The sequence below is a fragment of the Schaalia dentiphila ATCC 17982 genome (assembly GCF_000154225.1).
Taxonomy (GTDB): Bacteria; Actinomycetota; Actinomycetes; order Actinomycetales; family Actinomycetaceae; genus Pauljensenia; species Pauljensenia dentiphila.
On the sequence record NZ_DS264586.1, the window covers coordinates 402,371 to 422,416 of the forward strand.

A 20,046-nucleotide genomic window follows, 5' to 3' on the forward strand; every position below is an offset into this window, starting at 1 on the left:
CTCAGGTCGGGTCGACCAAACGACGCGGCGCGTCCACGGAGGAATCCGCCTCGATGCCCACCCATGGCAACGAGCGGCGGCGCACGACGCGCCCCTTCCAGTGAATCATCGCCCACGCTCCACAGATAAGCGCGATGCCGAGGGAGGCGATGCCGCCGACCAGGATGGACCAGCGCGCGCCGAACGTCGTGCCCACCCATCCGATGAGCGGCGACCCGATCGGCGTCGCTCCGAGGAACACGAGGGAGTACAGGGCCATGACGCGCCCGCGCTTGTCGGGATCGGTGCGCGTCTGCACGAGGGCGCTCGCGCTCGTGTTCATCGTGAGCATGCCGAAACCCGTCGGGATCGACAGGAGCGCGAACCACCAGTAGGAGGGCGACAGGGCCAGGAGAATCTCGGCGGTCCCGTAGAAGGCGGCGCCGATAAGGATGATGCGCAGGCGGGGAGCGCGGCGCGCGGCGCCCGTGGAGCCGAGGATCGACCCCACCGCCATGAACGTTGAGAGGATGCCAAAAGAGCCGGCGGCCTTTCCGAACACCGTCGTCGCCATGAGGGCGCTCGTCATCTGGAAGTTCATACCCAGCGCGCTCACAACGAAGATCAGCGCGAGGATGATGCGAATGTCGGTGCGGCTGTGCACGTACGCGACGGACTCGCGCAGCTGCCCCGGGGCGCGCGGCACGAGGGTGCGCGGATAGAGCTGGTCTCCGCGCATGAGGGCTAGCGCGATGACGGGGGCCATGAACATGACAGCATCGATCAGAAAGACCGGACCAATACCCCACCAGTCGATGAAGAAGCCCGCAGAGGCCGGGCCAATCAGGCGGGCGGTATGGAAGGCGGTAGCGTTCAGGGCAACGGCGTTCGCCATCTTCTCGTGGGGCACGAGCTCGCCCACGAAGGCCTGACGCGCCGGGGTATCGACGGCGGAGATCGTCCCCGAGATGAACGCGAGGACGTACTGGTGCCAGAGCTCACCCGTCCCCGTCAGGACGACGATACCGATGATGAGGGACACGAGGCCGACGCCGACCTGCGTGCACTGCAGGAGGCGGCGCCCCGGGATGCGATCCGCGAGGACCCCCGCCCACGCGGAGAACAGGATGATGGGGAGGAACTGAAGCGCCGTCACGAGGCCAACCTGCGACGCGTCATGATCGGTGAGGACCGTCAGGACGTACCAATCCTGGGCGACGCGCTGGAGCCACACGCCCGTCGACGCAATGAGGGAGGCGACGAACCAGTACCGGTAGTTCACGTAGCGCATGGATGCAAACGTTGCCGACATGCCGTTCCTCCCTCTCTCACTTCGCGCACTGGACGAGGCAGGGGCTGGCGGCGCTGACCGGCCCCATCGGTGCACCTTCCCAGGATACGACCGCCCCGCCGGAGGAAGGCTCCGGCGGGGCGGGAAGGGCGTGAAGCGTGACGAATCAGCCGACGCCGAGGAGGCGCTGAATCGGGCCCATCAGGAAGTAGATGATGAAGAGACCGGCGACCAGCCACATGAGCGGGTGCACCTTGGCGGGCTTGCCCTTGACGAGCTGGATGACCGCATAGGTCACGAAGCCCACGCCGATGCCGACGGACACGGAGTAACCGAAGGGCATGAAGGCGATCGTCATGAAGGCGGGGATCGCAACCTCCGGCGAATCCCAGTCGATGCCGGTCACCTGGGTCATCATGAGGAAGCCGACGAACACGAGGGCCGTGGAAGCGGCCTCGGTCGGAACCAGCTCAACGAGGGGTGCCAGGAAGGTCGACAGCAGGAACAGGATGCCGGTGACTACGGAGGCCAGGCCGGTACGAGCACCCTCGGCAACACCCGAGGCGGACTCGACGTAAGAGGTGTTCGAGGAGACGCCGCCGACGCCGCCCGCCACCGCGGCCAGGGAGTCGACGATCAGGATCTGGCGGGTCTTGGGCGGGTTGCCGTCCTTGTCCAGCAGGTTACCCTCGGCGCCGACGGCCACCATGGTGCCCATCGTGTCGAAGAAGTCCGCGAGCATGAGCGAGAAGACCAGCAGGATCACGGAGACGACGCCGAGCTTGCCGAAGCCGCCGAAGAGATCCACCTTGCCGAGCGTGTCGAACACGGGAACCGCGATCGGGGAGCCCTTGAGCTCGGGGACGGTCTGGCCCCAGCCGGTCGGGTTGGTGTCGGAGATGCGGTCGATGTGGGTGAAGGCCTGAACGATGACTGCGAGGATCGTGGAGGCAATGATCGAGATCAGCACCGCGCCCTTCACCTTGCGCACGTAGAGGATCATCATGAGGAACAGGCCGAACACGAAGACGAAGGCCGGCCAGCCGTCGAGCGAGCCCGAGATGCCGAACTGGACGGGGGTCGCGCCGGTGCGCACGATGCCCGCGTTCACGAGGCCGATGAGGGCCACGAAGAGGCCCAGACCCACCGTGATGGCGGTCTTGAGGGCGGCGGGAACCGCACGGAAAACGGCCTCGCGGAAGCCCGTGAGGACGAGCAGGAAGATGAGGATACCTTCCCAGGCGATGATGCCCATGGCCTCGCCATAGCTGAGGCCGGCACCGAGGACCAGGGTGAAGGCGACGACCGCGTTGAGGCCGAGGCCTGCGGCGAGCGCCAGGGGGTAGTTCGCGACAACGCCCATGAGGATCGTCATGATGCCCGCGACGAGCGCGGTGCCGGCTGCGATGCCCTGGGTCGTGATGGAGCCGTCTTCGGGCACGGCATTGCCCAGGATCGCCGGGTTGACGACCAGGATGTATGCCATCGCGAAGAAGGTGACAATTCCACCGCGGATTTCGTGACTAATAGTCGAGCCGCGCTTGGAAATCTGGAAGAACGAATCAAGTGACTGTGCGAAGCCGCCGTGGGACGGGGCGGTCTTTTCTTGTGTGCTCACCGGATAATCGTGCCTGTTCGGCCGCCCGCATGCAAACAAACTCACCATTTGCCCACTTGCTGAGAAAGCACCCGGGGCTCAGTCCCGGGTGCTTTCTGTCAGTTTGTAGCGGAAGGAAACGTCAGCCTTCCTGTTCTTCACCCGTCGGGGCCTCGGCCTGGGAGGACGTCACTTCGGCGACCACGGCCTCATCCTTCTTCGCCTCGTTCGATGCGCGCGGCATCGGCTCGGCGTCGAGTGCCCCCTCGTTCACGCGCGAGGGACGCACGGGCCATGCGGTGCCGTTCTTGGTCACGTCGGTCTCCGAGTGGGAGCCGCACGTGTGGTCCAGTGAGACCACAGCGCCGTCGTCGGTCGCCCACTCGTTTGCACACACGCCAAACATCGTGCGCATGTCGCCGCCCATCTTCACGAGGAAGCCGCACGTCGAACACGTGTTACGCGGGCGACGCCCGGACTTCGGGCCGCGCTCCGACTCGTACCAGCGCTTCGCGGCCTGGCTGTGCCCTTCCGGCGAGAGGACACGCACCCTCCCTAAGCCGAGCTCTCGCACGACCGGCAGGTCCGGGTCCACGCTCGTGTCCTCGAAGCTCTGCACAAGACGCTCATCGTCCGCCTTGTAGGGCAGGACGTCGTCGCGAGAAATATCCGAGGGACGCAGGCGATCCTCCCACGGAACCCACTCGGGGGCCAGAAGCGCGCCCTCACGGGGGGTCATACCGACTTCACACACGGTGGCGACGCGTCCGCGCGGCACGCGGGCGACGGTCACAGCCCAGCACCAGCCCACGTAACCCGCGTCGGTCGACGCGAAGTAGTGGGTAGCCAGGCGCTCCGACACCATCTCGAATCCGACGTGCTCGCCGACGGGACGCGGGTGCGCGACGGCCTCGGCACCGGCGCGCGCGACGTCGACGGCGGCCTCGAGGACGGCGTCCTTCTTCACTGCCCGCAGGCGGGCATTAGTCTTAGGCATCAAATTCCTCTGCGACGGCGCGCAGCACCTTCGCGATCTTGGTCGCGTTGTCCGGGTAGGAACCGCGGCGCAGCGCGGCGCTCGAGGAGTCGAGGAGCTTAATCAGGTCCTCGACGACGGGCACCATCGCCTGCGGCTTGCGGCGCTTGGCTCGGGCAACGGAAGCTGTCTCCTTGAGGAAACGCACGCTCAGAGCCTGCGGTCCCTTTCGTCCGTCGGCCACCGAATACTCCACGCGAGCGCCCACTCGCGGGTTGGCGTGGTCGGCCGGCAGCGCGGACGAGTGGAGGAAGACATCAGCTCCGTCATCTCCCGCAATGAAGCCAAAACCGCGATCTGCGTCGAAGAACCTCACTTTACCGGTGGGCATGGTCCCCTCCTTCTCTCAATAGTCTGAAAGCCCCTATGGGCTCTCCCTATCATAGGGGCCTCTTCCTCCGCGCGCGGGGAAGCGGCCGACGCCTGTAGCGAACAGCACCGCTGCCCCCCATTCCATCCGAGCTTTCACGTAGACTGACCCCACGGAAACAATCACCGATGCCGCGGAGCGTCACACGCTAGACGCACACGGCGTACATGGTGTATGTTGACCGGTTCGCCACATCGCAGGAGGCCCCCGTGACACGAATCCGCCGTTTCAGCCTCATCGCTGTTCTGACAGCGATACTGCTTGCGCTGGGCCTTCCCGCGCTCGCAGCGTCGCCCATGTCCATCAGCGATTCGGTCACCGATCCCGACGGCTGGCTCTCCAGCGCCGACCGCTCATCCATCGAGTCCTCGACGAGCAGGGCCGCCTCCTCGGGCAAACCCGTCAAGGTCGTCGTGGTCGCAAACTTCTCGGGCACGGACGCAGACTCCTGGTGCAAGCAGACCGTCGAGCGTTCCTCCCTGACCAACGGCACCGTCGTCTACGTCATCGCATACTCGCAGCGCCGTGACGCGGCGTGTTCCTACAACGGCCCCTCGAGTTCCTCTCTCCAGAGCGCCGTGCGCGCATCCGAGGCCCAGTTGACGCCCAATCCTCTGACCTCTTCCGCGGTCGCCAACGGTGTCAACGCATTCGTCAATACCCTCGTGAGCGGTACGTCCAGTTCGGGTTCCAGTTCCACGGGCTCGAGTCACTCGAGCAACGCCGGCGCGACCAACGACGACACCGGATCACTTTTCGGCATGTTCGTCATGTTCCTGCTGCTCGTGGGTGGCGTCATTGCCGTCGCCATCGGAGTTGCACACTCGTCGCGTCGCAACAGGCTCGCGGCCCAGCTGGCCGCACAGGTCGATGCCGAGAGCGCGGCGCGTGCCGCTCAGGAAGCGAATCGACAACTCCTGTCCGCAGACGAGCAGGTGCGTACCGCGACGGACGAACTCAACTACGCGCGCGCGCAATTCGGCCTGAGTTCCACAGACGAATTCGCCCGAGCCATCGAAGCCGGGAAGGCGGCGGTCTCGCGTGGCTTCAGCGCCCAGGGACAGATGAACTCCGCGACCCTGCCCGCCGAACAGCTCCGCCTGGCCACCGCGATCATGCGGGATCTGGGCGCCAACATGAACCCGCTCAGCGCCATCCAGGCGTCGTTCGCAACGAAGCGCGCCGAGCAGGCCTCGCTCCCCGAGCGAATCGCCGAGGCCCGCGAGCGCCTCGCGGAGGAGCTGACGGATCTGGAGCGCGCGAAGTCAGAGCTGGCCAGCATTTCGGCGCTCTACCCTGCGCAGATGCTCGCCTCCCTTCAGGACAACCCGGAGCAGGCCTCGGCGCTCCTCACCTCGGCGCGCACCGCGCTCGACACCGCGGAAGCATCCGCGTCCACCGACCGTGCGCACGCCGCGAGCGCCCTCGACACCGCCCTGCGCGCCCTGACGATGGCCAACCATCAGACCGACGCGATCTTCTCGGCGAAGTCCGACCTGGACGCGATCCGCGATCGCCTCGTCGCGGCGATCAGCTCGATTTCCTCGGACATCACCGATGTCAACGAATTGCACACGGATCCGGCTGTGTTTAACCCGATGGTGGCCGACGCTCACGCGGCCATCGCCGAGGCCCAGGCGGCCCTGGCGAACACGGGCGATCCGCTCGCAGCCCTCGAGCACCTGCGCATGTCCGAGGCCACTCTGGACGCGGCACTCGAGCCGCTGCGCACCAAGGAGGAGGCCTACGAGAAGGCTCGTGCGGCCGCTGAGGCGCAGATTTCGCTGGCTGAATCCGCAGTCTCCCAGGCTCAGCGCTACGTGCAGGGCCGACGTGGAGCCATCGATCTGGAGCTGCGTTCGACCCTGAACAACGCTGAGAGCGCCCTGAGCACCGCCCACCGGTCACTCGAGGACGATCCCGAGGCCGCGTCAACGCACGCAATGAACGCACGCGCCCTCGCGGACAGCGTCATGGCGACCCCCATCCAGAACTTCGGCGGGTCGTGGGGGCAGCCCACCACGGGCAACGGGTCCTACACGGGCTCGTCCCTGGGCGACTTCCTCCTGTGGTCGACGCTGTTCTCGAATTCCGGTTCGCACCACCGAGACGACTTCGATCCCTTCCACAGCGGTTCCAGCTCGTCCGGATCCGGCTGGTCCTTCGCTTCCGGCGGCGGCTCCGACTGGGGCTCGAGCTCGAGCAGCTCCGACTGGGGTTCGGGCGGCTGGTCCTCCGCTTCCGGTAGCTTCTAGTCCACCATCCACTTCCAAGACCTGCGAGGCTCGTTCCTCGCTCACAACCCGCGCGCACGCGCAACAACCCAAACCGCGCAGATGCGCACCATCTCAAAGGAGAACATCATGGCCGAAAAGCAGACGATCCTGGGCCGTATCGCTCAGCTCGCCAAGGCGAACATCAACGCCCTCCTCGACAAAGCCGAGGATCCGCAGAAGATGATCGACCAGCTCATCCGCGACTACACCAACTCGATCATCGAGGCCGAGAACGCAATCGCTCAGACCCTGGGCAACCTGCGCATGGCCGAGCGTGACTACGAGGAAGACGTCAAGGCCGCTGCTGACTGGGGCCAGAAGGCCGCCGCCGCTTCCGCGAAGGCTGACTCCCTGCGCACCGCCGGCGACGAGACCGGAGCCGACAAGTGGGACAACCTGGCCAAGGTTGCCCTCGGCAAGCAGATCCAGTTCGAGAACGAGATCAAGACCGAGGAGCCCGCTCTCGCCACTCAGCGCGACGTCGCCGAGCGCCTCAAGAACGGCCTCGCTCAGATGAAGGACAAGCTCTCCGAGCTCAAGAGCCGCCGCGACCAGCTGATCGCCCGCGAGAAGACTGCCAAGGCTCAGGCCCAGGTGACGGAGGCCCTCGGCTCGATCAACATCCTGGACCCCACGAGCGAGCTCGGCCGCTTCGAGGACCGCGTGCGCCAGCAGGAGGCCCTCGCCCAGGGCAAGATGGAACTGGCAGCTTCCTCGCTGGACGCCCAGTTCGCTGAGCTCCAGACCGACTCCTCGCAGGTGGAGATCGAGGCTCGCCTGGCCGCCCTGAAGGGCAACAACACCCAGGCGTGAGCGGATGCGGCAACGCCGCTCATAGACAGGCCGGGCGGCCCCGCGAGGGGCCGCCCGGTTCGTCATGTCGGTGGCAACGCATCCACGCGCGGACGCGGGGCCAGGGTTTACAGGAAGGACATCGGATCGAAGTCGTCGATGTCGATGATGTGGAGCCTGGGCAGGCGCACCTGGAAGGCATGCACATCGTATTCGAGGTCAATGATCTCCAGGCCTCGCTCCTCCAGCTCGTGGAGCTGGGAAGAGAGGAACTCCTTGAAGCACATGACCGCGACGCGGCGGCCCTGGTCGAGGAGAGTCTCAATCTGGGGCAGGAAGTCGGCGTCGTGGCTCGCCAGGATGACATCGCCGCTGCCGAGCTGCGCGATCGCTTCCATGGTGCGCTGGAGGCCGACGTCGACGACTTTCATGTCGGCCGGACCCGACAGGGGGATGACCGAGTAGTCCATGGCCGTGAGCGCCTGGACGAAGCCCATCGGCAGGAAGCCGGAGGAGCCGTTCAGGAAGAACAGGCCCTTGGCCTTCTGCCCCCATCGGCCATGCGCGCACTCGAGAACGCGGTCCCAGCGGGGGCGCTCCTCGGGGTTCGGGCGACGATCAAGGACAGAAAGGCCCAGCGTGGCATCGATATTTTCGCCGTCTACAACGAGATATGTTGTTTGATTATTAGGGTTTTCCATGGGAATAGAGTAACTGACGATTGTCCATACCTATGCGGCCTTGAGTCCTATGTTTAACCAGAGAGCGAGGCCGGGACTGCTCAACGCAGCCCCGGCCTCGTCAATTTCTATGGGGCGACAATCACTTCACGTCGTCGTCAACCCAGTCGAGCGTACGCGTGACGGCCTTCTTCCACAGGCGGTAGGTACGGTCGCGCTCGGCCGGCTCCATGGACGGCGTCCAGCGCTTGCCTTCCTGCCAGTTGGCCACGACGTCCTCAGTGCCCGACCAGTAGCCCACGGCCATACCGGCGGCGTAGGCCGCACCCAGGGCGGTCGTCTCGATGACCTTCGGGCGAACGACGTCGACGCCGCACAGGTCGGCCTGGAACTGCATGACCAGGTCGTCGTGCGTCATGCCGCCGTCAACCTTGAGCTCCTTGAGCGGCACGCCGGAGTCAGCGTTCATCGCATCAAGGACCTCGGCGCTCTGGAACGCGGTCGACTCCTCGACAGCGCGGGCGATGTGGCCCTTGTTGACGTAGCGGGTCAGGCCCACGATCGCGCCGCGAGCATCCGAACGCCAGTAGGGGGCGAACAGACCGGAGAAGGCGGGGACGAAGTAGACCCCACCATTGTCCTCGACCGTGCTGGCCAGCTCGCCAATGTCCGAGGACTTGACGATCATGCCCAGGTTGTCACGCAGCCACTGGACCAGCGAACCGGCGACGGCGATCGAACCCTCAAGGGCGTAGACGGCCGGCTGGTCGCCGATCTTGTAGGCCACCGTGGTGAGCAGGCCGTTGTCGGAGAAGACGGGCTCGGTGCCGGTGTTCATGAGCATGAAGCAACCGGTACCGTAGGTATTCTTCGCCATACCCTTCTCGAAGCAGGCCTGACCAAAGGTGGCCGCCTGCTGGTCGCCGAGGATACCGGCGATCGGGGTGTCGACGAGCAGACCGTTCTTGCGTCCGTAGCCGTAGATCTCGGAGGAGGACTTGATCTCGGGGAGCATCGACATGGGGATGCCGAAGATCTCGCAGACATCCTCACGCCACTGAAGGGTGCGGATATCCATGAGCATGGTGCGCGAGGCGTTGGTGACGTCGGTGCAGTGCACGCCGCCGTTGATGCCGCCCGTCAGGTTCCACAGGACCCAGCAGTCGGTGTTGCCGAAGAGCAGGTCGCCGGCCTCGGCGCGCTCCCGAGCACCCTCAACGTTGTCGAGGATCCACTTGATCTTGGAACCGGAGAAGTAGGGGGACAGACCCAGGCCACAGATCTGGCGGAAGCGGTCCGGGCCCTCGTCACCCTCGAGCTCCTTGACGATGTCGGAGGTACGCATGTCCTGCCAGACGATCGCGTTGTAGACGGGCTCGCCGGTGTTCTTGTCCCACACGACGGTGGTCTCACGCTGGTTGGTGATACCGACGGCCGCGAGGTTGTGGCGGTTGATCTCCGCCTTCTGCAGAGCCTCGGCGACGACGGTGCGGGTGGTCTCCCAGATTTCAATGGGGTTGTGCTCCACCCAGCCCGGGTTCGGGAAGATCTGGGTGAACTCCTTCTGTCCGACGGAGATAATCTCACCGGAGTGGTTGAAGATGATCGCACGGGTCGAGGTGGTGCCCTGATCGATGGCGAGAACGAACTTTTCGGTGGTCATGAGTGTCCTTTCGGAGGCGTTATCACGTCGTTGTGTATGCCGCGTCGATCCACCTGCGCGGCGGGCGGGACTTCGCAGTCCCACAAAATGTCACCCCGGCGGCGGGGTGTGACGCGGGCGAGGCCGCGGAGGCCTCGCCCGCGCACTCACTCTCAGGCGAGAATGAGGTAGTAGAGAACGGTGCCGACGATGGCGCCGATGATCGGGCCGACGACGGGAACCCAGGAGTAACCCCAGTCGGAGCCACCCTTGCCCTTGATCGGCAGGATCGCGTGAGCGATACGGGGGCCGAGGTCACGGGCCGGGTTGATGGCGTAACCGGTGGGGCCACCGAGCGAGTTACCGATGACGACGATGATGAGCGCGACGCCGAGGGGGCCGACCGCGGTCTCGGTGTAGCCGGAGACGAAGACCCACAGGATCAGGACAGCTGTGCCGATGGCCTCAGTGAGGCAGTTCCAACCGTAGGAACGGATCTCGGGGCCGGTGGAGAAAACGCCGAGCTTGAGGGCGGGGTCGCAATCCTCATCGAAGTGCTTCTTGAAGGTCAGCCAGCACAGGACGGCGCCGGCGAAGGCACCGAGGAACTGGGCGACGATGTAGACCGCGACGTTGGTGCCGGTGACGGGAATGTCACCCGCCAGGGTGACGTTGGAGTCGAACATGTGGGCGACGACCTTGGCGATCGTCACCGCGGGGTTCAGGTGGCCACCGGTGCGGAACGCAACGTAGACGCCGGCGAAGACCGCCAGGCCCCATCCCCAGTTGATGAGCAGCCAGCCGCCGCCCTTGCCCTTGGACTTGGGCAGCAGGTTCGTAGCAACGACGCCGCCACCGAGGAGCAGCAGGATCGTGGTGCCGAGGAACTCAGACCAGAAAATCTGGCCCGTGGTGGGGACAGCCGCATCAGCGGCTGCCGGGAGCAGTGTTGTGAGCATGTTTCCCTATCTTTCTCCGACGCGTCTTCGCGCCGGGTCACCGGTGTTCTTTCACCGCCAACTGTGTACCGTCGAACAATATCCGCTCGGATAAGCTTCGCGGGTCACATCACAGTATGACACTTGATGCACGTTAGCCCAAACTGAGTGCACATCCGTGCAAGCCCTCGCGTGTGACCCTGACCATATGACACGCATTATACTTGTCGCCCCTTCAGACCCTTTAATTCCCAAAGTCACACATCTGAACGCTTGTGCATGGCACACTAGAAAACGTGACAATACGTGACGAACAGGCGCACGAGGCCGCCTCGATGTACTACCTCCAGGGGCAGACGATGGAGACAATCGCCCGCCACCTGCAGATATCACGCTCCTCGGTCTCGCGACTTCTCGCCCACGCGCGGGAGGTCGGCCTGGTGCGCATTTCGGTGTCTGCCTCCCCCGGTCTCAAGGGCACCCTCGCAGGACAAATTGCCGACCTCTTCGGCGTCCAGGTTTCTGTCGTTCCCGTTCACGACGTCCATACCGAGGTCAACCGCCTGCACAACGTTGCGCTCGTCGCGGCGGAACACCTCATCGACATGCTCTTCCCCGGCGTCACCCTCGGCATCGCCTGGGGAAACACCACCGCCGAAGTGACGCGGGCCATGCCCCACGTGTCTTTTGCGGGTTCCACCGTCGTCCAGCTCAACGGAGCGGCCACCGCCACCGAGTCGGGCATGCCCTACGCCGAGGCCATCATCGCCCGCGCCGCGAAGGCCATCGGCGGGCGCATCGTCAACTTCCCCGTGCCCGCATTCTTCGACTACGCGGACACCAAAGAGGCGCTCTGGCGCGAACGCTCCGTCCAGTCGGTCCTCAACACGATCGACAGCGCAGACGTCGCCCTGTTCGGCGTCGGCTCCATGTCTGCCCGCCTCCCCTCCCACGTCTACTCGGGGGGCTTCCTCGACCCCAACGAGATCGCGGCGGCCCAGAACGACGGGGTCGTCGGCGATGTGTGCACCGTCCTCATCCGCGAGGACGGCTCCACGAACATGCACCTCAACGAGCGCGCCTCGGGCCCGAGCCCGGCCACGCTCAAGAAGATCCCACGCCGCCTCTGCGTCGTCTCCGGCGCCTCGAAGGCCCTCCCGCTCCTCGGCGCCCTGCGCGCGGGGGTCGCCACCGACCTCGTCCTCGACGACGGGGCCGCGCACGAGCTCCTCGACCTCGTTCACACGCGCATGACTCGCCGCCGCTCCTACATCTGAGCCGGGGAGACACCGACGAGCAAGAAAGGGCCTCGGCCTCGTCCACGATGGGAACGAGGCCGAGGCCCTTTCATCGACTCAGATCAGCCCAGGCGCTTGACCAGCGGGAACGGGATCGTCTCGCGGATGCCCTGGCCGGTGAGGACCATGAGCAGACGGTCGATGCCCATGCCCATGCCGCCGCACGGCGGGAAGCCCTGCTCCATGGCGATGAGGAAGTCCTCGTCCATGACCATGGCCTCGGGGTCGCCGTTGGCAGCCGCGAGGGCCTGCGCCTCGAAGCGCTCGCGCTGGACGACCGGGTCGGCCAGCTCGGAGTATGCGGTGCCCGTCTCGAAGCCGCGCACGTACAGGTCCCACTTTTCGGTGAGGCCGGGGCGCGAGCGGTGGTAGCGGGTCAGCGGGGAGGTGTCCTCCGGGAAGTCGTAGACGAAGGTCGGCGCCCACAGCTTGGAGGCGACGAGCTCCTCGAAGATGTCTTCGACGATCTTGCCGGACACGGCGTAGTCGTCGACCTCCAGGCCGATGCGCTCCGCGTACTTGACGAGGGTCTCGCGCGGCGTCTCCACCGTGACCTCCTCACCCAGGGCCTCGGAGGTGGAGCCGTACAGGTCGATGCGATCCCACTCGCCCGACAGGTCGTACTCGGTGCCGTCGGCCAGACGCACGATTTCCTCGCCCTCGGACAGGTCGAAGGCGTCGCGCGCGGCCTGCTGGATGAGGTCGCGGGTCAGCTCAGCCATGCCGTTGTAGTCCGAGTAGGCCTCGTAGGCCTCCAGGGAGGTGAACTCGGGGCTGTGCGAGGAGTCCATGCCCTCGTTGCGGAAGTTGCGGTTCATCTCGAAGACGCGGTCCACGCCGCCGACGACCGCGCGCTTGAGGTAGATCTCGGTCGCGATGCGCAGGTAGAGATCGGTGTCGAGCGCGTTCATGTGCGTCGTGAAGGGGCGGGCAGCCGCACCACCGTGGATCATCTGCAGCATCGGCGTCTCGAGCTCGATGTAGTCACGGCGGAAGAAGTTCTCGCGGATCGAGCGGTTGACGGCCGCGCGGATGCGGACCATGTCGCGCGCGGCGGGGCGCGTGATCAGGTCGAGCTCGCGGCGGCGGATGCGCTGATCCTCGGACAGGGTGATCTCTTCGCCGTCCTCGGTGGTCCAGGTCTTGGGCAGGGGGCGGATCGCCTTGGAGGCGATGGCCCACGAGGCGTCGGGGGCGGGCAGCGCGGTGGGCGCGGCGTCGTACTCGGCCTGGGCCTCGGGCGTGACTTCGGCGGGGGTCGCGAAGATCGACAGCTCGCCGCGGCGCGAGGAGATCACGCGGCCGTGGACGAAGAGGTGGTCGCCCAGGTCGACGTCGTTCTTGTAGGCGGCCAGGGACTCGGCGCCGACGGAGGCGGCCGAGAGCATGACCTGGATCTTGTTGCCCTCACCGTCCATGAGGGTTGCGAAGCAGAGCTTGCCGCCGTTGCGCGCGAGGATGACGCGGCCCGCCAGGCCCACGTAGTCCTCGGTTTCTTCGCCGGCCTCGAGGTGGGCGTACTTCTCACGCACCGCCTTGATGGTGGTCGTGATCGGCAGGCGCACGGGGTAGGCGGGGATGCCGGCCTCCATGAGGCGCGCGCGCTTGGCCGCGCGAACCTTGACCTGCTCGGGGGTGTCGTCTGCGGGTGCTTGCGTGGGCGTGGAAGAAGAATCGGTCATGCGCCTATCGTACCGGGATTTGGCCTCGTGACGAGGCAGGGGCCCGGTCGGGCCGCTCACGCACCCGGGAGGTCGGCCACGTAGGGGGCCGAGGAGGATCCGCCGATCCCCTGCGTGGAGTGTGCGGCGGCCGCGCAGGCGAGGGCGAGCGCCTCGGGCCACGGCATGCGGCGAGCTCGGCGCGCCCAGGCCAGCGCCGCCGAAAAGACATCCCCCGCGCCCGTCGTATCCACAGCGTTCACGGCGGGTGCTGGCACGCGCAGGATCTGTCCGTCGACGCACGCGATCACGCCGTTCTTGCCGCAGGTGACCACGCAGTCGCACTCAAAGGACGCGAACCACCGCGCGGCGTCCTCCACGGCGTCGGTGCGCGCGTAGGCGAGCGCCTCCTCCTCGTTGGGCGTGCACACGTCAGCCAGGTGCAAGGCCTCCAGGTCGGCCTCGTCCCAGGCCCCGGCCTCGTCCCATGCCGTGTCCGCCAGCACCCAGGTGCCGCGAGCGCGCCAGGAGGACACGACCTCACTGTTCGCGCCGATCCCCCGCACGTCCGCGAGCAGGCACCCCGGCGCGTCGCCTCCCAAGCGGGGCAACGCGGTCGTCCCGCGCGTGGTCATCGCGCGATCGCCGTCGAAGGACAGGGAGACGGTGACGTTTTGATCGCCCACGCGCTCGCACGACGAGGTGTCCACGCCCTCGCGCGCGAGCATCTCATCGACGAACACGCCCATCTGATCGACGCCCACGCGGCTGTGCAGGCGTACCGGCGCACCCAGGCGAGCCAGCGCAATCGCCTGATTCGCCGCGCCGCCCGCGCACATGAGAGCTCCCTCCACCCAGGCCTCGCAACCCGGAACCGGAGGCCCGTCGAGGGGCCCCATGACGACGTCAAGGAACGTCGGACCGTACACCGCGAACTGAGATGCGGCGGGTACTCGAGATGCCACGGGTCCTCCTAGACGTGAGCGCGACTACAATATGCCACTGAGCCACCACTATACGTATCCAGAGAGGATGCCCGCCATGCAGCTCACCATCGTCGGAGGAGGGGGCTTCCGGGTCCCCGCGATGATCGACGTCTTGGCACGTTCGCGGTCGGGTCAGGGAGCTTACGCGTCCCTCGACGTCGACCGCGTCATCCTGTACGACACCGACGCGCGCAGGCTCGACGCAATGATGGCCGTGCTGTCCTCACTTGACTTCCCGCACTCCCCGACCGTTCGTGCGACGACCGACATCAACGAGGCGCTTCCGGGAGCCGACTTCGTCTTCTCCGCGATGCGCGTGGGCGGCACCTGCGGAAGGGTCCTCGACGAGCACTGCGGCCTCGATCACGGGCTGCTCGGCCAGGAGACCGTCGGCGTGGGCGGCTACTGCTACGCGTTCCGCTCGCTCGGACCGGCACTCGAGCTGGCACGCGCCGCCAAGCGCCTGTGCCCGGGCGCCTGGCTCATCAACTTCACGAACCCAGCCGGCATCATCACCCAGGCGATGCGTTCCGTGCTCGGCGAGCGCGTCGTCGGCATCTGCGACACCCCCATTGGCCTCGTCAACCGCACGCTGAACGCCCTGGGCGTTGCCGATGAGGAGCGCACCGACGTGTCCTTCGATTACGTCGGTCTCAACCATCTTGGCTGGCTACGCTCCCTCTCAGTCGACGGCCGCGACATCCTCCCGCGTCTCTTCGCCGACGAGGCGGCCCTAGGATCCATGGAAGAATCCCGCGCCATCGGCACGGACTGGATTCGCGCGCTGGGCGCCCTGCCCAACGAATACCTGTTCTACTACTACTGTCATCGCGAAGCCATGGCCCGCATCCACCAGGACCAAACCCGCGGCGAGTACCTGCGCGATCAGCAGGAAGCCTTCTACAACGCCGTCCTCGCGGACCCCGAGCAGGCGGGACAGACGTGGATCGATGCCCTCGCCGACCGCGAGGCGACCTACATGGCCGAGGCCCGCGACGTCGACGAGCGTTCCGGCAGGCGCGCCGAGGACATTGCGGGCGGCGGCTACCAAAAGGTGGCCCTCGACCTCATGAAGGCGCTCGCTACGAATACTCCGGCGCGCATGATCCTCAACGTCGGTAACGGCGATGGTGGATTCTCCTCGATTCCGACGCTGCGCGACGCGGACGTCGTCGAGGTTCCCTGCGACGTCGACGCCTCGGGCGTCCATCCGATTCCGGTCGCTCCCTTGGAAGGGGCCGCTCTCGGCCTCGTCCAATCCGTGAAGGCCTGCGAGAATCTCGTCATCGACGCCGCCCGCGAGCACGACCGCAGCCTCGCGTGGCAGGCGCTGGCGCTGCACCCCCTGGTCGACTCGGTCAACGTCGCGCGCGACGTGCTCGACCAGGCGATCCGCACAAACCCACTGGTCGCCGCTGCCTTCGACTGAGGGGCGCCGTCCCCCCGCCCATCAACGCACTGTGCCCCTGCCTCGTACGGACGAGGCCGACGCACAGTCTCAGGGGCACGCCGGGTGTCGGGAGATCACCCGCGCGTGTCCCAGCGGAAGAACTCTTCTCCCCCCGCGTAGCCGTGGGGCTTCCCCGCGTCGCGGGTGCCCTGTCGGATCCAGGACTCCATCCGGTCGAGGTCGTCGAATTGGGTGACGTGCTCGCGCACCGCCCTGACCTTGGCCTCGACGTCTGCCTGGTCCAGCTCGACGACGTGGTTCGTCAACGGGCCCCCCTGGAACCACACTTCTTCGACCACGTGGGGGTCCAGGCCCTCGTCGAGTAGCTCGGGGAACGCGAAGGGGTTGCGCGCGGCCGGGTAGACGGCATCCGTGACCGCGGCGCCCACGGCCCGGTGGTCCGGGTGATTGGCGTAGATGGACGACCAGTTGTATTCGGGCGAGAGGGTGAGGATCAGGTTCGGCTTCACTCGCCGAATGAGGGCGACGATATCGCGCACGAGGCCGTGGGACAGGGGCACCATCCCGTCGGGGTAGCCGTCGAAGAAGACGAGCTCCGTGACGCCGAGTTGCTCGCACGCGCGGCGCTGTTCATCGCGACGCAACTCCCCCATCTGCTGATGCAGATCCTGGTCGGAGCCTCCCGCGTCACCGTCCGTGACGACTGCGACGACAACTCTCGACCCTTCGCGCGCGAAGCGAGCGAGTGTCCCGCCCGCGTCCACATCCGCATCATCGGGGTGGGCGTAAATGCCCAGCACGGTATCCATTCGTGTACTCCTTACCGAGGCGCCGGCGAGATCATGTCCCGCCGGCGCCTGTCCCGAGTCTGTGACGGCTACTGATCAATCGCCGCGTTGGCGGCGTCCTGAGCGGCCTGGACGCCCTCATGTACGCCGGTGCGTCCCAGGAAGACCTCCTTGAGCACGCCGTTGTACGCGTCCATTGCCGCGCCCAGCTTCGCGCCGAAGGGAGCCATGATCGTGCCCGAAGGAGTCTTCGCCATCACCGAAGTGTCGACGCCCTTGTCCGACCAGTACGCGGTCCACGTCGCCTGGGCATTCTCGTTCGCGGGGAAGCCGGCGCCGGTCTTGCCCAGTGCGGCACCTCCGTCCTTGCCAGCCAGCCACGCCAGCAGCTTGTGCTGAGCCTCGGGGTTCGCGCTCGCCGTCGAACCGGCGGCGACGACGGAGTTACCGACCGTCACGGCACCGGCGGGACCCTTCGGCTGGGGAGCCAGGCCCCACTCGAAGGAAGCGCCCTCGGCCACATTCGCCAGGTTGTAGGAACCGGACTGGAACAGAGCGATCTTGCCCTGCAGGAACTGGTCGCGGCTGAAGTCGCCGTTGTCGTTCGTGTCGGCCGCCGAGGGGGCCACGTGCTCCTTGTTGATCAGGTCCACCAGGTAGCCGACCGCGGCGTCGCCCTTGGGACTCGCAAACGTAAAGCGACCGCTCGCGTCCTGCAGGGTGGCACCGGCCGACCCCAGGTACGGAATGAGCATGGCCTGGCCATCCAGCGCGGCGTTGTATCCGTACTGGACGATGTGGTCCGCGTCGAATGCAGGGTCAGCCGCGTTGCGGCCCGACGAGTCCAGCGTCAGCTTTCGGGTGATCTCTCGCAGAGAGTCGGTGGAGGCGCTCGGGTCCCACGACAGGTTCTGCAGGTCCTCGATGCTCACGCCGGCCGCGTCCAGCAGCGACTTGTTGTAGTACACCGCGATCGACGGGTCGGTGAGGACCGGGACACCGTAGAGCTTTCCGTCAACCGTGTACTGATCGATGGCGCCCTGAAGCCAGCCGTCGCGCTCGGAGGCGGGGAATTCCTCGTCGATGTTGACGATCTTGCCGCCGCGCGCGTACTCCGTGTAGTTGTTCGTGTTGGACCAGAAGACGTCCGGTCCGGTGCCCGCGGCGAGCTCAGAACGCAGGCCCGTGAAGTAGTCCGACCACGGGACGACCTCGACGTTGACCGTGATCCCCGTTTCCTCGGTGAACTCGGGGAGCGCCGCCTCGTACGCCTGGGCAGCCTGATCATCCCACAGACGCAGGGTCAGGGACGTGCCCGCCTCGCTCGACGCGCTGCCACCCTGCGAGCAGGCGGCCATCAGCATCGACGCGGCACCAATCAGAGCGGTAGCGGTAACAAAACGCCTTTTCATGAAGACCTCCAGTTGTGATGGGGTGTGTTGTTACTTGATGCCCGTCAGGGCAATCGATTCAACGATGTGACGTTGAAAGACGATGAACAGAGCGATCAGGGGCACGAGCGCGATAGTCGTCGCCGCCATGACGTACGTCCAATTCGCGTTGTACTGGCTCTGTAGCGCGGCCGTCGCAACCGTGAGGACGCGTGGCCTGGTCGCGGCAATGATCCGCGGCCACATGAACGAGTTCCACTGGCTCACAACCGTGATGAGCACGAGCGTCGAAATGATCGGCTTCGACACGGGAACGACGATGGAGAAGAGGATGCGCATCTGCCCGGCGCCGTCCATGGTCGCCGCGTCGATGATTTCCTGGGGGATCTGGCGGAACGACTGACGCAGCAGGAACACCGCGTAGGGCGACGCAAACACGAAGGGGAGGACGATGCCCCAGAAGGTGTTGTTGAGCCCCATCTTGGCCATCATGAGGTACAGCGGGATGACGAGAACCGACGCCGGAATCATCATGGTGCCCAGGAAGAGCCAGAAGATGACCTCGCGCCCCGGGAACTCAATGCGGGCGAACGCGTAGGCGGCCAGCACGGAGGACACCAGCTGCCCGACGACCATCACCACGACCATGAGAAGCGTCGTGATGATCGCGTCGCCGAAGTTGACCCGTCCCGTGAGGATCGCCTGGAACGAGGCCAGGGAGGGCGGGGAAGGCAGCGCGAAGGGCGAGTGCGAGGCGAAGTCCTGCGGCGACTTAAAGGCCGTGACAAAGCTGAAGAGGAGCGGGACGACCATGATGAACGCGGCCAGCGAGAGCCCCGCGTAGATCCCCAGGGTCGACCACCAGGGCCGACGCGAGTGCAACTTAGACGAGCTCATACGTGGTCCTCTTCCGGAAGTACAGGTTCTGGGCCAGCGTCAGTCCCATGAGGAGCAGCATCATCACGCACGCCATGACTGCGGCGCGGCCGACGTTTCCGGTCTCGAAGGCCTCCTTGTAGATCAGGTAGGCGAGGACCTCGGTGGAGCCGGATGGGCCTCCCTTGGTGAGGGCGTAGATCTGATCGAAAACGTTGAAGACCGAGATCACGGAGGTGACCGAGACGAAGAAGAAGGTCGGGCGCAGGAGAGGCATCTTGATGTGCCAGAACACCTGCGAGGAGGATGCCCCGTCCACGGTCGCGGCCTCGGTGAGCTCACGCGGGATCGCGAGCAATCCGGCGATGAAGAAGAGAGCCGTGTACCCCACGTTCGACCAGACGACGACGAAAGCCGCCGCGGGCAGCGCCCAGGTGGGCGACACGAGAATTTCTAGTCGCGTGCCCGCCAGCGCGGAAAGAAGACCACCGGTGGGGGCGAAGATCCACGACCAGACGACGCCGAGGGCCAGCGGAGGCGCGATCCACGGAATGACGATGAGCGTGCGATAGACGACGGTTCCTCGCACGCCCTTCGTCAGTAGGTTCGCGAGGAGGAGGCCCAGGATGATCTGGATGGGGACCACGAGGAGGACGAAGAGAATCGTCGTGCGCAGGGACGACAGGAAGGACGGGTCGCTCAGTACGTTCGTGACGTTGGCCAGGCCCACGTATCGCGTATCCCCGATGAGGTCCCACCGGTACAGGCTCACCCACATGATGACACCGATGGGCACAACCATGAAGATGAGGACGCCGATGAGGGCGGGCGACAGGAACGCGTATCCGACGAGTGCGTGGCGCGTGCGAGACGCTCGCTTGCTCATGCCCCACCTTCCTTTCGTTCGGTTCTTCGAGGATAGGTGTGACGGGCGCATCAGCGCCGGGCGAAGACAAGGTATGGACAATTGTGAACATCGCATGCCGTCAAACGAGCAAAGGTGCACAAAACGAGGCAAAACAAGGGAGCGCCCA

At 65.9% G+C, this 20,046-nt stretch carries 17 protein-coding genes; 4 read left to right on the plus strand and 13 right to left on the minus strand.

All coding sequences use genetic code 11. From position 1 onward, the window contains the following. Position 1: 1 nt before the first annotated feature. The 4 genes from ACTODO_RS01725 to ACTODO_RS01740 all read right to left on the minus strand — a co-directional run bounded on the left by ACTODO_RS01725 (position 2) and on the right by ACTODO_RS01740 (position 4,234). A complete protein-coding gene (locus ACTODO_RS01725) occupies positions 2 to 1,291 on the minus strand; it encodes an MFS transporter (RefSeq protein ID WP_034511815.1) in 1,290 nt (429 codons plus the stop codon). A gap of 145 nt (positions 1,292 to 1,436) precedes the next feature. Then, positions 1,437 to 2,888, minus strand: coding sequence for an NCS2 family permease (locus ACTODO_RS01730; RefSeq protein ID WP_034511818.1), 1,452 nt, complete (start codon positions 2,886 to 2,888; stop codon positions 1,437 to 1,439). A gap of 121 nt (positions 2,889 to 3,009) precedes the next feature. Beyond that, complete coding sequence (locus ACTODO_RS01735; RefSeq protein ID WP_003790692.1) at positions 3,010 to 3,864, minus strand: DUF3027 domain-containing protein; 855 nt, start codon at positions 3,862 to 3,864, stop codon at positions 3,010 to 3,012. Further along, entirely contained in the window at positions 3,857 to 4,234 is a 378-nt protein-coding gene (locus tag ACTODO_RS01740; RefSeq protein ID WP_003790694.1) for a cold-shock protein, read from the minus strand. The genes ACTODO_RS01735 and ACTODO_RS01740 overlap by 8 nt, the downstream gene beginning before the upstream one ends. Positions 4,235 to 4,440: 206 nt before the next feature. Between ACTODO_RS01740 and ACTODO_RS01745 the strand changes: the two genes are divergently transcribed. Together ACTODO_RS01745 and ACTODO_RS01750 are read left to right on the plus strand one after the other, a co-directional pair. After that, on the plus strand, positions 4,441 to 6,528 hold the full coding sequence (locus tag ACTODO_RS01745) for a coiled-coil domain-containing protein (protein WP_003790696.1): 2,088 nt from the start codon (positions 4,441 to 4,443) through the stop codon (positions 6,526 to 6,528). A 108-nt stretch (positions 6,529 to 6,636) separates the two neighbouring features. Next, complete coding sequence (locus ACTODO_RS01750; protein WP_034511820.1) at positions 6,637 to 7,362, plus strand: PspA/IM30 family protein; 726 nt, start codon at positions 6,637 to 6,639, stop codon at positions 7,360 to 7,362. A 107-nt stretch (positions 7,363 to 7,469) separates the two neighbouring features. Here ACTODO_RS01750 and ACTODO_RS01755 read toward each other — a convergent pair whose 3' ends face one another. The 3 genes from ACTODO_RS01755 to ACTODO_RS01765 all read right to left on the minus strand — a co-directional run bounded on the left by ACTODO_RS01755 (position 7,470) and on the right by ACTODO_RS01765 (position 10,622). Continuing rightward, positions 7,470 to 8,042, minus strand: coding sequence for a PIN domain-containing protein (locus ACTODO_RS01755; protein WP_003790700.1), 573 nt, complete (start codon positions 8,040 to 8,042; stop codon positions 7,470 to 7,472). 121 nt (positions 8,043 to 8,163) lie between these two features. Continuing rightward, positions 8,164 to 9,684, minus strand: a complete 1,521-nt coding sequence (gene glpK, locus ACTODO_RS01760; RefSeq protein WP_003790702.1) for a glycerol kinase GlpK — start codon at positions 9,682 to 9,684, stop codon at positions 8,164 to 8,166. A 152-nt stretch (positions 9,685 to 9,836) separates the two neighbouring features. Further along, entirely contained in the window at positions 9,837 to 10,622 is a 786-nt protein-coding gene (locus tag ACTODO_RS01765) for an MIP/aquaporin family protein (protein WP_003790706.1), read from the minus strand. A 314-nt stretch (positions 10,623 to 10,936) separates the two neighbouring features. Here ACTODO_RS01765 and ACTODO_RS01770 point away from each other — a divergent pair, with 314 nt between their 5' ends. Further along, positions 10,937 to 11,878, plus strand: coding sequence for a sugar-binding transcriptional regulator (locus tag ACTODO_RS01770; protein WP_003790707.1), 942 nt, complete (start codon positions 10,937 to 10,939; stop codon positions 11,876 to 11,878). An 83-nt stretch (positions 11,879 to 11,961) separates the two neighbouring features. Here the strand turns inward: ACTODO_RS01770 and ACTODO_RS01775 are convergent, their stop codons facing one another. Beyond that, complete coding sequence (locus tag ACTODO_RS01775; protein WP_003790710.1) at positions 11,962 to 13,581, minus strand: lysine--tRNA ligase; 1,620 nt, start codon at positions 13,579 to 13,581, stop codon at positions 11,962 to 11,964. A 56-nt stretch (positions 13,582 to 13,637) separates the two neighbouring features. Then, entirely contained in the window at positions 13,638 to 14,525 is an 888-nt protein-coding gene (locus ACTODO_RS01780; protein WP_034511825.1) for a carbohydrate kinase family protein, read from the minus strand. 76 nt (positions 14,526 to 14,601) lie between these two features. Here ACTODO_RS01780 and ACTODO_RS01785 point away from each other — a divergent pair, with 76 nt between their 5' ends. Next, positions 14,602 to 15,975, plus strand: a complete 1,374-nt coding sequence (locus ACTODO_RS01785; protein ID WP_208853677.1) for a 6-phospho-beta-glucosidase — start codon at positions 14,602 to 14,604, stop codon at positions 15,973 to 15,975. A gap of 95 nt (positions 15,976 to 16,070) precedes the next feature. On the opposite strand, the gene ACTODO_RS01790 is transcribed toward ACTODO_RS01785, so the two are convergent. The 4 genes from ACTODO_RS01790 to ACTODO_RS01805 form a co-directional block, all read right to left on the minus strand. Continuing rightward, positions 16,071 to 16,766: a PIG-L deacetylase family protein gene (locus ACTODO_RS01790; protein ID WP_003790716.1), complete on the minus strand. Its 696-nt coding sequence runs from the start codon at positions 16,764 to 16,766 to the stop codon at positions 16,071 to 16,073. Positions 16,767 to 16,834: 68 nt separating this feature from the next. Then, positions 16,835 to 18,157, minus strand: coding sequence for an ABC transporter substrate-binding protein (locus ACTODO_RS01795; RefSeq protein WP_003790719.1), 1,323 nt, complete (start codon positions 18,155 to 18,157; stop codon positions 16,835 to 16,837). A gap of 30 nt (positions 18,158 to 18,187) precedes the next feature. Further along, positions 18,188 to 19,033, minus strand: a complete 846-nt coding sequence (locus tag ACTODO_RS01800; RefSeq protein ID WP_003790721.1) for a carbohydrate ABC transporter permease — start codon at positions 19,031 to 19,033, stop codon at positions 18,188 to 18,190. After that, a complete protein-coding gene (locus ACTODO_RS01805) occupies positions 19,020 to 19,898 on the minus strand; it encodes a carbohydrate ABC transporter permease (protein WP_003790723.1) in 879 nt (292 codons plus the stop codon). The genes ACTODO_RS01800 and ACTODO_RS01805 overlap by 14 nt, the downstream gene beginning before the upstream one ends. Between the last annotated feature and the right edge of the window lie 148 nt (positions 19,899 to 20,046).